Source organism: Pseudorhodoplanes sp. (assembly GCA_032027085.1).
GTDB lineage: Bacteria > Pseudomonadota > Alphaproteobacteria > Rhizobiales > Xanthobacteraceae > Pseudorhodoplanes.
Genome location: JAVSMS010000001.1, coordinates 3,933,150 through 3,949,896 on the forward strand (window position 1 = coordinate 3,933,150; position 16,747 = coordinate 3,949,896).

Annotated in this window: 18 protein-coding genes; 5 read left to right on the forward strand and 13 right to left on the reverse strand. The window is 61.2% G+C overall.

From position 1 onward, the window contains the following. Positions 1 to 11 precede the first annotated feature (11 nt). Positions 12 to 2,129, reverse strand: coding sequence for a TonB-dependent receptor (locus tag RO009_19230; GenBank protein MDT3687166.1), 2,118 nt, complete (start codon positions 2,127 to 2,129; stop codon positions 12 to 14). Positions 2,130 to 2,178: 49 nt separating this feature from the next. Beyond that, complete coding sequence (locus tag RO009_19235; GenBank protein MDT3687167.1) at positions 2,179 to 2,508, reverse strand: hypothetical protein; 330 nt, start codon at positions 2,506 to 2,508, stop codon at positions 2,179 to 2,181. Between the two features lie 233 nt (positions 2,509 to 2,741). Here RO009_19235 and RO009_19240 point away from each other — a divergent pair, with 233 nt between their 5' ends. Continuing rightward, positions 2,742 to 3,380 (forward strand): cyclic nucleotide-binding domain-containing protein, encoded by a 639-nt coding sequence (locus RO009_19240; protein MDT3687168.1) that lies wholly within the window; start codon positions 2,742 to 2,744, stop codon positions 3,378 to 3,380. A gap of 11 nt (positions 3,381 to 3,391) precedes the next feature. Beyond that, a complete protein-coding gene (locus tag RO009_19245; GenBank protein ID MDT3687169.1) occupies positions 3,392 to 3,856 on the forward strand; it encodes a DUF488 domain-containing protein in 465 nt (154 codons plus the stop codon). A gap of 10 nt (positions 3,857 to 3,866) precedes the next feature. On the opposite strand, the gene RO009_19250 is transcribed toward RO009_19245, so the two are convergent. Beyond that, positions 3,867 to 5,099 (reverse strand): MFS transporter, encoded by a 1,233-nt coding sequence (locus RO009_19250; protein ID MDT3687170.1) that lies wholly within the window; start codon positions 5,097 to 5,099, stop codon positions 3,867 to 3,869. A gap of 159 nt (positions 5,100 to 5,258) precedes the next feature. Here RO009_19250 and RO009_19255 point away from each other — a divergent pair, with 159 nt between their 5' ends. Together RO009_19255 and bcsS are read left to right on the forward strand one after the other, a co-directional pair. Beyond that, positions 5,259 to 6,017, forward strand: coding sequence for a helix-turn-helix transcriptional regulator (locus tag RO009_19255; protein ID MDT3687171.1), 759 nt, complete (start codon positions 5,259 to 5,261; stop codon positions 6,015 to 6,017). Between the two features lie 75 nt (positions 6,018 to 6,092). Beyond that, positions 6,093 to 6,830 carry a cellulose biosynthesis protein BcsS gene (gene bcsS / locus RO009_19260; GenBank protein ID MDT3687172.1) on the forward strand — a complete coding sequence of 246 codons (738 nt, stop codon included), beginning with the start codon at positions 6,093 to 6,095 and terminating at the stop codon, positions 6,828 to 6,830. Between the two features lie 2 nt (positions 6,831 to 6,832). Here bcsS and RO009_19265 read toward each other — a convergent pair whose 3' ends face one another. The 9 genes from RO009_19265 to RO009_19305 all read right to left on the reverse strand — a co-directional run bounded on the left by RO009_19265 (position 6,833) and on the right by RO009_19305 (position 15,266). Further along, positions 6,833 to 7,978, reverse strand: coding sequence for an ABC transporter permease (locus RO009_19265; protein MDT3687173.1), 1,146 nt, complete (start codon positions 7,976 to 7,978; stop codon positions 6,833 to 6,835). Beyond that, a complete protein-coding gene (locus tag RO009_19270; GenBank protein MDT3687174.1) occupies positions 7,975 to 8,907 on the reverse strand; it encodes an ABC transporter ATP-binding protein in 933 nt (310 codons plus the stop codon). The genes RO009_19265 and RO009_19270 overlap by 4 nt, the downstream gene beginning before the upstream one ends. Further along, positions 8,904 to 9,677, reverse strand: coding sequence for an efflux RND transporter periplasmic adaptor subunit (locus RO009_19275; GenBank protein MDT3687175.1), 774 nt, complete (start codon positions 9,675 to 9,677; stop codon positions 8,904 to 8,906). Before RO009_19275 ends, RO009_19270 begins: the two co-directional genes overlap by 4 nt. Continuing rightward, positions 9,674 to 10,339: a TetR/AcrR family transcriptional regulator gene (locus tag RO009_19280; GenBank protein ID MDT3687176.1), complete on the reverse strand. Its 666-nt coding sequence runs from the start codon at positions 10,337 to 10,339 to the stop codon at positions 9,674 to 9,676. The genes RO009_19275 and RO009_19280 overlap by 4 nt, the downstream gene beginning before the upstream one ends. Positions 10,340 to 10,449: 110 nt before the next feature. Then, positions 10,450 to 12,072 (reverse strand): molybdopterin-binding/glycosyltransferase family 2 protein, encoded by a 1,623-nt coding sequence (locus RO009_19285; protein MDT3687177.1) that lies wholly within the window; start codon positions 12,070 to 12,072, stop codon positions 10,450 to 10,452. Beyond that, on the reverse strand, positions 12,069 to 12,761 hold the full coding sequence (locus tag RO009_19290) for an XdhC family protein (GenBank protein ID MDT3687178.1): 693 nt from the start codon (positions 12,759 to 12,761) through the stop codon (positions 12,069 to 12,071). The genes RO009_19285 and RO009_19290 overlap by 4 nt, the downstream gene beginning before the upstream one ends. 6 nt (positions 12,762 to 12,767) lie before the next feature. Further along, positions 12,768 to 13,091 carry an XdhC family protein gene (locus RO009_19295; GenBank protein ID MDT3687179.1) on the reverse strand — a complete coding sequence of 108 codons (324 nt, stop codon included), beginning with the start codon at positions 13,089 to 13,091 and terminating at the stop codon, positions 12,768 to 12,770. Between the two features lie 43 nt (positions 13,092 to 13,134). After that, entirely contained in the window at positions 13,135 to 14,334 is a 1,200-nt protein-coding gene (locus tag RO009_19300; protein ID MDT3687180.1) for a VWA domain-containing protein, read from the reverse strand. A gap of 2 nt (positions 14,335 to 14,336) precedes the next feature. Next, positions 14,337 to 15,266 (reverse strand): MoxR family ATPase, encoded by a 930-nt coding sequence (locus RO009_19305; GenBank protein ID MDT3687181.1) that lies wholly within the window; start codon positions 15,264 to 15,266, stop codon positions 14,337 to 14,339. Positions 15,267 to 15,373: 107 nt separating this feature from the next. Between RO009_19305 and RO009_19310 the strand changes: the two genes are divergently transcribed. Then, positions 15,374 to 15,865, forward strand: coding sequence for a VOC family protein (locus RO009_19310; protein ID MDT3687182.1), 492 nt, complete (start codon positions 15,374 to 15,376; stop codon positions 15,863 to 15,865). A 54-nt stretch (positions 15,866 to 15,919) separates the two neighbouring features. Here RO009_19310 and RO009_19315 read toward each other — a convergent pair whose 3' ends face one another. Then, a complete protein-coding gene (locus tag RO009_19315) occupies positions 15,920 to 16,738 on the reverse strand; it encodes a xanthine dehydrogenase family protein subunit M (protein ID MDT3687183.1) in 819 nt (272 codons plus the stop codon). Between the last annotated feature and the right edge of the window lie 9 nt (positions 16,739 to 16,747).

The following is a 16,747-nucleotide window of genomic DNA, read 5'->3' on the forward strand; positions in this document are numbered from 1 at the left end:
TGTCATCCTCATCACCATTTGAATTTGGCGCCGGCATAAACCGCACGGCCTGTTCCCGGTTCGAATAATGCGCTGCTCGTATTGGCCGTCTGAGCGATGCTCGCGCTCGAGATATAGGCCCTGTCGGACAGATTCCGCGCCTCGACGTAGAACGAAAAGCCCCTCTCGCTGTCGTAGCCCGCCTTCATGCCCCAGATCGCATAGGGGTCGGTCATGAACGTGTTGGCGGCATCGACAAAATAGCCCTCGGGAACCCATTCAACATTTGGGCCAATGTAGAAACCAGAGGGGTGCTTGTAGAGGATTTCGCCACGGAAATAGTGCCGCGGCGCGCCCGGCAGCGTGTTGTTCCCCCACCTCGCATCGTCATCGTAATAGAAATCGTTCAGCGTATAGGCGACGTTGATCCACAGCCGGTCGGTATCGTTGCCATTTACGAATAGCGATCGCATCACCGCAGCGCCAAAGCCGGCCTCGATGCCCTGGTGCACGGTGCGGTCGGCATTGAGAACGTCGCAGGCACCGGTCATCGCCGGATTGCTGAAGCACTGCAGCTCGTTGCGGATCTGGGCCCGATACAGAGCAAAATCCCACGTGTAATCAGGCCGCTGTCCGCGCGTGCCGATTTCATATGTCGTGGCGCGCTGGGCCTTGATGCTGGTGAAAGGCACATTGAAGAACATCGATCCTTCGCCAAAGCTCGGTACTTCGGCGCTGCGCGAGACATTCGCAAAGACCTGCGCGGTCGGGTCGATATCCCACAACAGGCCGAATTTCGGGCTCCAGAGATCAAAATCGGTGCGGCCCGACGTGGTGCCGAAGCGTGCGAGGCGTTCACGCGTGGCCGATAGAAACTGGGTGCCGGCGACAACAGCGACCGCCGGCAGGATGTAAAAAGAGTTCTCGGCATAGGCCGACGTATTCCTCGACTTCTCCAATGCGGAGTATGCGAGCGCGCCTTTGACGGCGCCGGGCCCATTGCCGAAGCGCAGGCTGTCATTGTCGCCATTGTGGATGTTGACGCCCGCGACCAGCCGGTTCTTGAAGCCCCACAGATTGCGCTCGTCGACCATGCGGCCAAATCCGCCGTAACCGTCGACGGTCTGGTCGATCCACTGGAAGATCGGATGCATCAGATGGCGGTTGGTATTGAACAAGCCAATTTCAAATATTGCGGTGTCGGTCCGGAACGTCGTCTTGTTGGCTACCCGGTTCGAATTGATGTTGCGCTGATAGTCATTGGTAGCGTTGATCGCGGCCGCTTTCTTCGGCGTGTTGAGTGCACTGGATTTGGTCACCGCCCCCGGAATGCGCTGCTCGATCGTATTGCCGTTGAAATAGAATCGCGTCTCCACATTTGGCGAAAACTGGTAGCCGACATTGCCAGACCCGCGCATCAAATTGCCGTTGCTGTGATCGCGGAAACCGTCCTCGGACTGCCAAGAGCCGGTGACGAAATAGTCGAATGGCCCATAAGTAGCGCCAGAACTCGCTTGCATGCGACGAAAATCGAAGCTGCCCCTATCGGCGCTTGCCGCCACCAAGTTGGCATCGCGCCCGCTCGGCACCACGAAGTTGATCGCGCCGCCGAGCGAATTCGCGCCGAAACGCAAGGCGTTCGCGCCGCGGAAAACCTCGACATACCTGTAGGCCGTCGGGTCGATCTCCTGCAGATCGAAATAGCCATCGGCGGTGTTGATCGGAATACCGTCCATGTAGAGTTGCAGGCTGCGACCATGGAAATTCCGCGACAAGCCGGAGCCGCGGATCGAGAGCCGCGAATCCTCGCCCCATTTCGGTTGCGCCCACACGCCGGGCACATAACCCAACATGTCCTTGACCGTCGTCGCCTTGGTATCCTTCCAGGCATCTGCTGGAACCACGGCGACCGCGCCGGGCGCGCGCTGAATCTGCCGGCTTGCCTGAACCACCGTTGGAATGGTCAGGCTGCCGCCAGGCGTAACGATCACCGACGCGCCGGAGGACGAAGGTGCTGCCTCGCCGTCGCGGTTTGCGTTGTCGGTGACCGTGATGGTGGGCAGTTGAGTTGCGGATTGGGCAAATGCGGTCGACAGGTCACCTAAGACCAAGGCCGATAGCGCGCACGACGCGCGCAGAAAATAAGACAAGGCACTCTCCAGACGTGATGACGCGTTGCGGCCGGCAGGCCGGTTCGGATCACACGGTCTGGGGAGGTCCTTGGGATAAGCGAGGTGATGGCGGCGCCTGTGCCAGGCTTGGGCTCGTCGCCTGGTCTTCAAAAACGACGTCCTGGCAGCAATAGGCGGGCGTCACGGAGACGACCACCGGATCGACGGATGTCGACAAGCCCATGCTGCACAGGATGCAGGACGCCTGATGCAGCGGCATCACGCCGTTCTGCCCTTCCCCGTCGTTCAGCGCGGCGCCGTAGCAAATCGGGGAAGAACCGGGTGGCGCAGCGGCCATCTGGCCGGCCACGGCCGCGGTTAGCAACATCTGCAATGCAACGGCGTAGGCCGCGATCATGGCGATCCACGGCCGGCCCTTGCGCTGAAGATGGCTAAAATTCTTCACGACACGCGGTCCTTTGTTTATCCCTTAGCACTTGGTTCGGCAGGCTGTGAAGCCCTGCCGGTCTTCCCCTCCATTCTCCTTGTGCCAAGACAACTTCGGCGCATTGCTCAAGCGCGGCGGAGCGTCGACAATCCGACCACGATTCAGCGGCGCTGCACCGGCACCGGCGGCTTGCGGAGGATAGGATGGAAATTGCCCACATTGCCCAAGGGGCGGCCATCGTCGGAATTGTCCTGACGGTCGTGCAATACTGGATGAAAACCATGATCCCGCTCCGGGTCGTGGGCATTATCACCAATGTCTTTTTCCTGATCTATTCCTCCCTCTCCGGCATCTATCCGACCCTGGTCCTCAATTGCATCGTCTTGCCGCTGAACCTGTACCGGCTGCGGGAGATGCGCGAGCTGATCCGCCGTACAAAACGGGCCGCCCGGTCCGATCTCGACATGACCTGGCTGCAGCCCTTCATGACCAAGCGCCGCACGCAAGCCGGCCAAGTCCTGTTTCGCAAAGGGGATCTGGCCGAAGCCATGTATCTTGTCGTGTCCGGCCGCTTTCTGCTCGAGGAAATCAATCTCGAATTGCAGTCCGGCGCCGTGGTCGGAGAGCTGGGCCTGCTGCAGCCGGAGGGCGTCCGCACCCTCAGCCTCGTTTCGGTTGACGAGGGGGAAATCCTGGCCCTGTCCTATGAAAAATTCGAGGAACTCTATTTCCAAAATCCTGAATTCGGCCTGAGTTTTCTCAAACTCACCAGCAAACGTCTGTTCGAGAATATCGCGCGGCTTGAAAAGGAGCTGGGCGAAAGGCCGAAAGCTCCTGCATAAGGCGTCGATCCATGGCTCGTGCAGCGTCCCCGCTTTTCACCATCGGCTACGAAAAGGCGACGCCTGCTGCCGTCCAAGCCGAGCTGAAAAAAGCCCGTGTGTCCCTGCTCGTTGACACCCGCGCCGTCACATCATCGCGCCGGCCCGGCTTTTCGAAGAAGCAACTTGCCGCCGCCCTCGACGAGATCGGCATCGCTTATCTGCATCTGCAGAAACTCGGCACGCCCGCCGAGGGCCGGCAAGCCGCCCGGAAAGGCGATGCCAAGACGCTCTGGCGCATCTACAACAAGCATCTGAAAACGCCCGAGGCAAAAGAAGCCATGGACGAATTGCTGTCCTTGCTGCGCGGCAAGCAGCGCGTCTGCCTGCTGTGCTTCGAACGGTCGCCGGAGACCTGCCACCGTAGTCGCATCGCCGAAATCGCGCAGGAAAGAATTGGAATGAAAGTCGAAAATCTTTTTCCTGCGCTGTTCTGAGTTCGGCGGTTCACTCCGCTGGCACGGCTGCCCGTTTGTGCCCATCGACACCCGCCACCAGAATGGCGACGCCGACAGTAGCGGCAAAGAATACGAAGGAAATTCCCGCAGTCGCCAGGAGGACCAGATTGAATCCGCCGCGCGCATGCAGATAGGCAATCGCCGCCACCGCCGCCCCCGACGAAATGAAAACCAGAAAATACCGCACGGCATAGACGCGGCCGCGCCAGGCGTCGGCGGTGTAGCGCGCGATCACCACGTCGTTGACGGTGACCTGCCCGTAGAGGCCGATCATCGCCACTGCGAGCGCCGCGATCAGCATCGCGCCGCTGGCATAAACCGACCAGAACACGCCGGCGAACAATGTCGCAGTAACCAAGGTGAGCAGGATGGTCGGTGCGATCCGCTCGACCAATCGCCCCATGGCAAGCTGCGCAATGGCGCCAACCAGAAAGACGGCGGTCGCCAAGCCGCCCACGGCCATCAGGTTGATGTCATGGCCGACGCGCTCATCGATCAGCTTCGGCAGCGCTACGGAGATCACATTGAAGGCTAACCCTGCGCCCAGCGCGATCAGGATGAACAGGCCGAACATGATGGCGGCGGCCCGCTTCGACAACTTCACATCGGGCGCGGTCTTGCGCGTCGCGGTGCGGTGATGGTCATCCGGGATCATCCACAAATAGAAAATCCCGGTGGCAATACACAACACCGCGGGCACAACGAATGCCATGCGCCAGCCGAAATAGGTGGCGATCACGGCGGTGATGCCGGCCGCAAGCGCGGCGCCAAGATTGCCGCAGACACCGTTGAAGGCCAGCACGCGCCCGCGCGCCTGCGACGCCTCGATCAGCATCGCCATCCCGACCGGATGATAGATTGAGGCGAACATGCCCAATGCGGCGAGCGCCACGGCCAGGATGTAGACATTGGGCGACATGCCAGCTGCAATCAGGGACATGCCGCAACCGACGAAAAACACCGCCATGATGTTGCGCCGGCTCCAATGGTCAGCCAGCCACCCGGCGGGCAGCGAAAACACGCCAAATGCGACAAAGGAGGCCGTGGAGAGAGCGATCAGTTCGCTGTAGCTGCGGCCATAGACCACCTGCAGCCCGATCACCACGGTCGGGAAAATCAGCATCACATAATGGTCGACGGCATGGGCCCAGTTCAGAAAGCCGATCGAAACCCGGCTCTCCCGGGACAGGCCGCCGGTGGCAAGTTTTTCCTTCGTAGCCATGCGCGTTTTCCGGCCTGAATCGGTGACAGCCCAGCCAATATAGACTTGCCAAGGTGCGATGTTCGGTCGAATTTCGTCGCGAACAGGCCAACACGCAGGCTCTGCATGCGCCCGGAATACCGCAAGAATCTCGACGACGCGCCGCGCCCCGTGGCGGCCATGGCCAAGGCCTGGAACGACGGCGATGCTATTCCTCTACATATCCACCGGCGCGGCCAGCTCATCCATGCCATGACCGGCATCATGCGGATCGAAACGGCGACTGCGGTCTGGATCGTGCCGCCCGCCCTCGCCCTCTGGATGCCGCCGCAATATCCGCACAGCATGGTGATGCGCGGCCGTCTGGAAATGCGCACTGTCTATATTGATGAGCAGGTCTGCACGGATCTGCCGGTTCGGCCGACCCTGATCGAGATTGATCCGCTACTGCACGAGCTTGTCCTCGCCGCCCTGGAAGAACCGCTCGATTACGAGGAGGCCGGTCGCGGCGGCCTGATCGCGCGGCTGATCCTGACCGAGCTCGGCCGCATGCAGGAGCGCAAGCTGGTGGTGCCCATGCCACGCGATCCTCGGGCGTTGCGGGTCGCGCGCAGCCTATTGGAAAACGTGGACAATGATCAGGACTTGGACGATTGGGCCAACGTCGCGGGCGCCAGCCGGCGCACGCTGGCGCGACTGTTTCGCGCCGAAACCGGCTTCAGCTTCAGTGAATGGCGGGCGCGCCTGCGCGCCATCGATGGACTGGCCCGGCTTGCCACGGGCGCCTCTGTCGCAAGCGTCGCCACGTCCGTCGGCTATGCCAGCCCGAGTGCATTTTCCGCGATGGTCCGGCGCAATTTCGGTCACCCGCCCCGGCAGGTTGCGAAGCGGCCCCCCTCGGGGCGACTCAACCAGCGGTTGATTTTGCTGGTAAATTGAAACCACTGATTTAAGCTACTATTAGGGGATGTGGCAGCGTTTCCGGCCAACCCGCCGTTGTGCGTGGGTTTCAGCATGCGTCGCGTTGTGGAGTTCGTCCGGGCGATCCTGCTCGGCACGATCCTGAGCAGCGTTTGCGTCAATGCCGCGTCGGCCGATGTCGAGATCGACGACGAGAAGACCGTTTTGTTCTTCTCCGGCCGGGATATTTGGTATCATGGCGCATTCACGCATGGCGGCTTGCTCTGGTCGCCGCGCGGTCTCGACCGACCGGGATTCACCCTCAAGGTTCTGCTGGGCGCAGGAATCTATAGATACGTTTCCGGCGCGCTCGGAGACATCCCGGTCGTTGGATACCAAGCGATCGGGTTTGCATTGCCCGGCTGGCGCTTCCAGCAGGACCGCGTCACGTTCACGCTCTTTGCCGGCGTTGACGTTCAGCATCACCGGTTCTTTCCGGACGATCCGTCCAATTCCCTCCGGGGCACACGCGTTGGAATTCGCGGCGGCTTCGATCTGTGGTTCGAGCCCAAGCCTCACACGATGATCAGTATGGACCTTTCGGTCTCATCGGTGGGTCCGAGCTATTCCGCCCGTCTCGCCCTTGGATGGCGTCTGGCTGACATTGTTTACATCGGCCCCGAAATGGGCGGTTTCGCCCATGGCGACAACTACAACCAAGTCCGGCTCGGCCTGCACTTGACGGGTGTGAAAGTGAATGAACTCGAATGCTCCGTGGCCTTCGGCTGGGCTTTCGACAACAGCGATCGCGACAGCCTGTACGGCCGTGTGGGCGTTCACGTCCGCAAATAAGCTTAATCGAGGGTGCGTCGGAAGCGCGTGACAGCGATGATCATCGCCACCAGCATCAAAAAGAACAGGGCCATCGAATCGTATCGCAAATCGGCAAGGGTCGCGCCCTTCAACATGATGGCGCGAACGATGCGAATATAGTGCGTCAGCGGCAGCGCTTCGCCGATCCATTGCGCCCAGAACGGCATGCCGGCAAACGGAAACATGAATCCTGACAAGAGAATATTCGGCAGAAAAAACATGATCGACATCTGCATCGCCTGCAACTGGTTCTGCGCGACGGTCGAAAAGGTGTACCCGACCGACAAGTTGGTCGCGATGAACAGCGTGCTCAGTGCCGCCAGCAGCCCGATGCTTCCGATGATCGGCACTCCGAACAACACCACGCCGGTTCCGACGATGAGGCTCGCCTGGATGAATCCGACCATGATGTATGGCGCGATCTTGCCCAGCATGATTTCCAGTGGCGTGATCGGCATGGACAAGAGGCTTTCCATCGTGCCGCGCTCGATCTCGCGCGTTACCGACAGGGCAGTGAAGATCAACATGGTCATGGTCAGGATGGTGCCGACGAGACCGGGCACGATATTCAGCGCGGTGTCGGCCGCGGGATTGTAGCGTGCGTGCTGGCGGATCTCGAAGACCGACGCGCCAGCATCGGGAATCGCCCGGTCGTTCTGCAGGGCCGTCCGCACAAGCTGGCTGAGCGCGCCCAGCGCCGACCCGGACGCCACTGGATCGGTCGCGTCGGCTGCCACCAGCAAGGCCGGCCTTTCTCCGCGCCGCAACGCGCGCTCGAAGCCGCGCGGAATTTCGACACCGAAAAGGACTGTCCCCGATTGAATCAGCTGATCGAATTCGGCTTCGTCGGTGACCTGATGCGTGACCTTGAAATACCGCGTGTTTTCCAGCGCCTTGAGGATCGAGCGACCGACGTCGCTGCTTTCCTGCAGCAGCACGGCGGTAGGCAGATCACGCGGCTGGGTGTTGATGGCATAGCCGAACAAAATGAGCTGCATCAGCGGGATCACCACGATCATCGCGAAGGACACCCGGTCGCGCCGCAACTGGATGAATTCCTTGATCAGCATCGCCCAGGTGCGGCGCCAAAAACCTCTCGATACGGCGTTGTTTTCGGTCACGCTCATTGGAAGTTATCCCGCGCGCGGCTCATCAGATCGATGAATACGTCTTCGAGCGACGGCTCGGATTTTGTCCAGATCAAACCTTTGCCGTCGCGATACGGGGCGATGGCAGCGTCCAACGCCGCCGCGTCGCGGCTGGAGACATGCAGGCTGGTGCCGAAGGGTGCCACCATATCGACGCCCGGTTTGCCGTCGAGCTCGTGCAGCAGGCCGTTCAGATCATCGCCGCTCACCGTATAGGTGACCAGTGCCGAATGCTCGATCACCTCATCCACCGTGCCATGAACAAGCAGCTCGCCATAGGCGATATAGGCGATCTCATGGCAGCGTTCGGCTTCGTCCATGTAATGCGTTGAAACCAGGACAGTCAGCCCCTCGGCGGCAAGCGCATGAATCTCGTTCCAGAATTCGCGCCGCGCCTTCGGGTCGACACCTGCCGTCGGCTCATCGAGCAAGAGAAGCTTCGGATTTGGCAGCGTGCAGGCCCCAAGCGCCAGACGCTGCTTCCAGCCGCCCGACAGCGAGCCGGCCAGTTGCTCTTCCCGCCCCTGCAGACCGAGCCGCGCAATCATTGCGCGCGCGGCACCGACCGGATCAGGCAGACAATAGAGCCGCGCGACGAATTCGAGATTCTCGCGTACCGACAGATCCTGATAAAGGCTGAAGCGCTGCGTCATGTACCCGACATGCAGCTTGATCTTGTCGGCCTCTGTACGAATGTCGTAGCCAAGGCAGGTGCCGGCGCCCTTGTCGGGCGTAAGCAGGCCGCAAAGCATGCGGATGGTCGTGGTCTTGCCGGAGCCGTTGGGTCCCAGGAACCCGTAGATCGTCCCGCGCTTCACCTGCATCGACAGATCGCGCACCACGACCCGGCCATCAAATGACTTCGTCAGGCCGTGAACATCGATGGCGATGTCGGACTGCACCGTCACTTCGCAACCTCGCGCGGATGCACACGCACATCGACCGGCTGACCGACGCGCAATTTGTCAACATTCTCGGCGCGCGCTTCAACCAGATAGACCAGCTTGTTGCGCTCATCGATTGAATAGATCACCGGCGGGGTGAATTCGGCATTGCGCGAAATGAAGCTGATCCGCGCCTCGATTGGCGCCCCGCAACCGTCGCAGCTCACCTCGATCGTGTCGCCGAGCGCGATGCGCGGAAGCATGACTTCCGGGACAAAGAAACGCACTTTGATGTTGCCCGGCGGCAGCAAAGCAAGAACCGGCTTGCCGGCAGGCACGGTTTCGCCGGGGCGGTAGTAAATTTGATGTACGGTGCCGGTGACCGGACTATAGGCGCGACGGCGCTCAAGGCGCGTGCGCGCCGCGTTCAGGCGCGCCTCGGTGTCGCGATAGGAAGCAAACGCGTCATCGTAGGCCTTTTGCGTTCCGGCCGCGGCTTTCAGCAGATTTTGCGCGCGCTCGAAATTCTGTTTGGCTGCCGTATAGGCCGCTTCCGCCACGCCAAGATCTGCGCGCTGCAAATCGGAATCGAGCGTGAAGAGGAGCGCGCCGGCCTCGACGCGATCTCCCTCCCGCACCTTCATATCCTCAACACGACCCTGCTCGTCCGGGCTGACGAAAATGAAATCGGCCTCAATCCATCCCTGCACCACATTTTCATCAGTCTTGCTGCAGGCGCCGACGGCAAGCGCAAGAAAGAGCAAGCCCAGTCCTGCGGCATAATGCCGGATCATGATGCGGTCCTTTCGGAAAAAAGAATATCGAGATGCGCCCGCATGAGTGCGCGCGCGTCGAGCGGAGAAAACCGCTCGAACAGGCTATTCCAGACGATGGTCATCAATGCGGGCGCGAACAGCAATTGCGGGAACTGCGCCAGGGCCTTGTGGCTGATCTCTCCGCGATCGACGGCGCGCTGGATGATCACCTGCAATGCGGCCAATGCACGAACAATCACCTGCCGATAGTGAAATTCCACAAGCTTCGGAAATCGCGGCCCCTCGGTGATGATGAGGCGGAGAATATTCTTGCGGTCAGTCCCAAGGATCTCGTCGATGAACAATCCGGCAATCTGCTCAACGATGGTCCGGAACGGAAGATCGACATTGCGCAGGTCTTCCAGGTGACCAACAAGCGGGGTCAGCATCGACCGCACGATTTCCTGGAACAACGCTTCCTTGTCGGCAAAGTGCAGATAGATGGTACCCTTGGCCACTGCGGCGCGCCGCGCCACGTCGTCAAGCCGGGTGGCTGCAAAGCCAGCGGCCGAAAACTCTTCCAGGGCCGCTTTCAGGATCGCCTCGCGACGCGCCGCGCTTTGCGCAGCCCGGTCCTTCCCGCGCGGAGCCTTGCCCGCGCCGGAAGGGCGCCTGGTCTTTCCGGATCTCTCGATTGGCACAGGCTCAACTCTCAATGACTGACTGGTCAGTCATATTCACTCTAACGCACGATCACAAGGGGTGGCCAAGGAAATATCACCGGCAGGAATTCATGATGCAGCCCAGCGGCTTAACGGCGCTCAAGCTCGCTCTTCGCCGCGTTGAGGGCCTCCGGGGTGTCCACATCGGTCAAAACCGCCTTTCCGGACACAGGCACCTCGACGATGGCTTCCGCGTATTGCCCGATCAAATGGCGGGCGCCGACATCGCCTTCCACGGCCATCAACTCGGGAAAGAAACGACGCGACCACAACACCGGGTTGCCGCGCTTGCCCTCGATCGTCGGAACAACGGCCAATGCCCCCTTCCCAGGATCGAATGCAGTGATCAGACGGTCGATCAGCGCGGCGTCGACCTGAGGCATATCAGCGAGCAGAATGACAACGCCGTCCGCGTTTTCCGGCAACGCGCGCAGTCCGGCGCGCAGCGACGTCGAAAGGCCCTGCGCATAATCCGGATTGTGCACGGTCTTGACCTTCAGACCCTGCAGCGCCGCCTCCACACGTTCGCGCTGATGACCGGTGACAATAACAACAGAATCTGCACGCGAGGCCAGCGCTTCGTCCACGGCAATGCGCACGAGCGGGCGCCCGCTGATTTCCGCAAGCAGCTTGTTCGGTCCGCCCATGCGGGTAGAGCGCCCCGCCGCCAGCACGAGAGCCGCGATGCGATGATCTTCCACGGCAACCGGCTCCTCGCGCGGCTGCGGCCGCGTGACGATTTCCATCAGCAGGCCGCCGACGCCCATCCCGGTAATATCGTTGCGCGACACCGGCAATCCGGCCAGCAGGCGCATCAAAATCCAGTCGAATCCGTTTTCCTTCGGCGAACGCGCGCAACCCGGTGCGCCCAGCACCGGATGACCATTGGCTTGGCCGATCAGCATGAGATTGCCGGGATCGACCGGCATGCCGAAATGTTCGACCTTTCCGCCGACGGATTCGATGGCGGACGGAATAACGTCGCGCCGATCGGCGATCGCAGAGGCGCCAAAGACGATCACAAGCTCCGCTCCCATGCGCAGAACATCGTCGATGACTTTTGCCAGTGCGCCCTGCTCATGCGGAACACGCTTGTCAGCGACAATCGTTGCACCTGCCGGTGCCAACCGCTCGGCCGTGATTTTCAGCGTCTTGTCGATGACCTTGTCGGCAAGACCAGGGAGCAACGTCGACACGATGCCGACTTTCCTGATCCTGTAAGCGGCAACGCGCAGAATTGATGTGGCCTTGCTCGCGACCGCCAAGGCCTTTTCGTGAACATCTGTTCCGACGGCAAAAGGAATGATCTTGACGGTCGCGATCATCTCGCCTTCGACGACCGGCTTGAAGGCCGGGAGGGTGGCGAAAGTGATCGCCTCGTCAATGAGATTGATTTCATCAATGGCGGCCTTGTCGACGACAAGCACGCCCGCGGTCTCCGCAAACAGATTGCAGCGCCCGGTGAAAGCATGGTCGGTGCGCACATTGTCGCCTGCGACCGCAGCCGCGATCTCGGCCGCCGCAATGTCCTCGGATACGTCGCCCGCCTCCAGCCGAGCGACGACGATTTCGCCGATCCCCGCCGCCTGAAGCGCCGAGACATCCTCCGGGCCGATGACTTTTCCTTTTTTTAGGACGAACCCGCCCTTGCGGATGCTGTGCACCGCCGTGCCGCCGATTGCCTCTGACACCGGAACGGAGCCGAATTTCACGCTTTCACCTCCGGAGACTGACGCAAACGCGCGATAATTTCGGCCATGATAGCGACCGCAATTTCCGGCGGCGAAGCCGCGCCGATCGACAGCCCGATCGGCGCATGTATGCGTGCCAGTTGATTGTCGTCGATGCCCTGCGCCTTCAGACGTTCGACCCGCCGGCCATGCGTCCTCTTCGACCCCAGGGCGCCGATATAGAAACACTCGCGCGAGAGCGCATGTATCAGCGCCGGATCGTCGATCTTGGGATCATGCGTGAGTGCGACAAATGCCGTGTAGCGGTCGATGCCGAGCGACGGCAACGCGTCGTCCGGCCATTGCGCTAGAACCTTCACGTCCGGAAAGCGTTCGGGCGTTGCAAACGCGGTGCGCGGATCGACGATGGTCACGTCATAGCCAAGCATCTTGGCCATCGGCCCCAAGGCCTGGCTGATATGGACCGCACCCGTGATCACCAGTTTCGGCGGCGGCACATAGACCGTCAGAAATACGTTGCCCTGCGGCGTGTCCTCCATGCCGCTCTTGCCGCTGCGCAAGCGTTTATCGAGCAAGTCGGCGAGCGGATCAGCCTTCATGTCAGTCGCCTTGACCAGCCGCTGCTCGCCGCTGGCGACGTCGGTGACGATCACGACAGCACGCCTTGCAGCGCGCTCGGTATTCAGAGAGGAAAGGATGTCCAGACGCAAAACAGGCTACTCCACCCTTTCGACGTAAACGCGGATCGTGCCGCCGCACGACAACCCGGCCCTCCACGCCGTTTCATCCGCCACGCCGAATTCCAAGGTCTTCGGCTTGCCGCTTCCGATGACGTCCAGCGCCTCGGTGATGACATCGCCCTCGACGCACCCCCCGGAGACGGAGCCAAGGAAATTGCCCTCCTCGTCAACGACGAGGTTTGAGCCGACGGGCCGCGGCGCCGAGCCCCAGGTTTGGACAACCGTCGCAAGTGCCACGCCGCGCCCGGCCTTCCGCCAGTCCTCGGCAGCTTTCAGGATATCCTCGTCGCGCGCGAGCAATTTTGAATCCATGATCAGATCCCTGCCTGCAGAACTTCAATCATCACGCAATCTTCCTCAACCAGTTTCTCGAATCGTCGGAACGCACATGATCCGACAGCGCCCGGCACAGGTCGGCCATGGAGTCGAGATTGTGAATGGCCCGCAATTCGTCAACATGCGGCAAAATGGCCTTGATACCGCTGGCCTTCGCCTCGAATCCCTCAAATCGTAACAGAGGATTGAGCCAGATCAGCCGTCGGCATGATCGCTGCAGCCGGTCCATCTCGAAGCCAAGCCGGTCGCCGGGATCGCGCTCCAATCCGTCGGTGATCAAGAGCACGATGGCGCCCTGCGCCAGGACGCGCCGCGCCCAGTGCTTGTTGAAGGCTTCAATCGAGGTCGCGATCCGCGTTCCGCCCGACCAGTCGAGCACGCTGTCGGAACAGGCCGCCAGCGCATCGTCAGGATCGCGTTCGCGCAAGGCCCGCGTGACATTGGTCAGGCGGGTGCCGAACAGGAAGGTCGACACGCGCTTGCGCGCGTCAGTCACCGCGTGCAGGAAATGCAGAAACAGCCGCGTGTACTGGCTCATCGAGCCGGAAATATCGAGCAAAGCCACGATCGGCGGCTGGCGTGTCTTGGGGCCGAGATATTTCAGGTCGATCACCGCGCCGCCGCCCTTCAGGCTGGCGCGCATGGTGCGGCGCATGTCAATGACATGCCCGTGCCGCGAGGCGGCAAAGCGCCGCGTCCGCACCTCGTCCAGCGGCAATACGAGTTGCTTGATTGCCTGCTTGGCCTCGGCAATTTCGGCCGCCGACATCTGCGCAAAATCCTTTTTCTCCAGCATTTCACGGTCAGAGACTGTCAGCCGCGCGTCGATCTCGATGTCCTGTTTCCTTTCCGCCATCTTGCGTTCGGATTCAGGAAACAGAGCTTCGAGAACACGTTGAGCAGCCGGCGGCGGCACAGGATCGCTCGCAGCAACGGCCTGCGGCATCATCATTGCCATCATCTGCTCGAGATAGGCGCGCTTGCGGAAGAATATGCGGAAAGCCTGGTCGAACAGGATGGAATGCTCGTGTCGTTTCACGAACACCGCATGCAACGTCCAATAGAAGTCCTCCTTGCTGCCAATGCCGGCGGCCTTCAGCGCCTCGAGTGCGTCCATCACCGCGCCCGGCCCGACAGGAATCCCGGCTGCGCGCAAGGCCCGCGCGAAGTAAAGAATATTTTCTGCGAGGCGGCCGTCCTGCTGCATGGTTATTCTGCGGCGCGCAGCTCCGCGCGCACGTCGTCGAGGATATCCTTCAGTTTGCTGCCGTCGAGGCGTGCAATATCGTCCTGGTACTTCAGCAGGACGCCGAGCGTATCCGACACCGTGGCGGGATCGAGCGCGACAACATCGAGTTCGGACAAGGCGGACGCCCAATCCAATGTCTCGGCGACACCGGGCGACTTGAACAGATCCTCGCGCCGCAGCTTCTGCACAAAATGTACGATTTCCTGCGACAGCTTTTCGGCGATACCCGGCAGCCGCGCGCGAACAATCGCGAGTTCGCGCTCTGCATTCGGATAGCCGACCCAGTGATAAAGGCAGCGCCGCTTGAGCGCGTCGTGGATTTCACGGGTCCGGTTCGAGGTGATGATGACGATCGGAGGGTGTTCCGCTTTCACCGTTCCCATTTCCGGTATCGTCACCTGGAAATCCGCCAGCACTTCCAGCAGAAACGCCTCAAAGGCCTCGTCGGTGCGGTCGAGTTCGTCGATCAAAAGCACCGGCGCGCCGGCGGGATCTGGTTCCAGCGCCTGCAGCAGCGGCCGCTTGATCAGAAAACGGTCGGAAAAAATGTCATGCTCCAGCCGCTCGCGGTCGGTATTGCCTTCTGCCTCGCCGAGCCGGATCGCGATCATCTGCGCGGCATAGTTCCATTCATAGACTGCAGCGGAGACATCCAGTCCCTCGTAGCATTGCAGGCGAATGAGCCGACGCCCCAAAGTCTCGCTCAGCACCTTGGCGATCTCGGTCTTGCCGACTCCCGCTTCCCCTTCCAGAAACAGCGGCCGACCCATTTTCAGGGCGAGAAACAGCACCGTCGCCAGTGACCGGTCGGCGACATAGTGGCCGGCCTTGAGCAGATCGAGCGTCGCGTCGATCGAAACAGGCAGGGACCGGGGCTCACTGGTTGTCATCAACATCTCATCAAGAGCAGCACCGATTGCAGGGCGGAATGCGATTGTCTTGCGCCGACGCCATCTTACATATCGATTTACTGGCCGTCTTTGTATGGGTTTCCAGCATGAACGATATGCCTAACAGAGCTATCGATCCGGGAGTGCGGATCGGCCGTGTCCATTTGAAAGTGGCCGATCTCGACCGGGCGCTGGCGTTTTATCGCGGTATTCTGGGCTTCGAGATCACCCGCCGCCGCGGCGGGGCCGTTTTCATGTCGGCCGGCGGCTATCACCACCATATCGCGCTCAACGTCTGGGAAAGCCAGGGCGGCTCTCCGCCCCCACCCGGCACGACGGGCCTCTATCATGTCCCGATTCTCTATCCGACCCGCCGCCTGCTGGCCGACGCGCTCAAGCGCCTGATCGAGGCCGGCATTCCGCTCGAGGGCGCGTCCGACCATGGCGTCAGCGAAGCGCTCTATCTGCGCGATCCCGACGATAACGGCATCGAACTCTACTGCGACCGTCCCAAGGAGATGTGGAAACGCGATTGCCAACGGCATGATCGAGATGCCGACGGGCTGCTCGCCGAACTCGACAAGCAACCTGCGGCCTAAACAGTTGGCGCGTTTTCGGCGGCGAACCGGTACCCACTTCGCCGGAAAACGCCATCAGTCTTCCGCCCCACCCTTCTCGTTTGCCGCCGCTACCGCACGCCGCGCCATCACGCCGATGAGATGCGCGCGATATTCCGCGCTGGCGTGAATGTCGCTGTTGAGACCGTCCGCCGTGTGCGTCAACCCCTCCAGCGACTTCGGCGAGAAGCGCTTCTTCAATGCCTCCTCGAATGAGGGCACGCGGAAGACGCCGTTCGCACCCGCGCCGGTCACGGCCACGCGAATCTCCGAGCCACGCTTAGAGACAAACACGCCGACCAGCGCAAAGCCCGACGCCGGGTGCTTGAATTTCTGATAAGCCGCCTTCTTGGCAATGGGGAACGAGACCTTGGTGATAATCTCATCCGGTTCCAGCGCCGTCTCGAACATACCCTTGAAATATTCGTCCGCCGGAATCTTGCGCTTCGACGTAATGACGGTGGCGCCGAGGCCGAGTACCGCTGCCGGATAGTCGGCATTGGGATCGTTGTTGGCGAGCGAGCCGCCAATCGTGCCGACATTGCGCACATGCGGGTCCCCGATCGAGCCGGGTACCGCGGCAAGGCCCGGCATGACCGCCTGCAGCTCCTTTGAATTCGCAACGTCGGCGTGCCTGGTCATCGCACCGATCACCACCGAGCGCGGCGAGATTTCGATGCCCGACAAGCCCTCGACTTTCGACAGATCGATCAGCATTGGCGGATTGGCGAGGCGCAGCTTCAGCACCGGAATGAGCGAATGTCCTCCGGCCAGCAGCTTGCCTTCATCGTTCTTTGCCAGAAGATTGACCGCCTGACGCACCGTCGTCGGCCGCTCGAATTTGAAAGCGTACATGCGAAGACT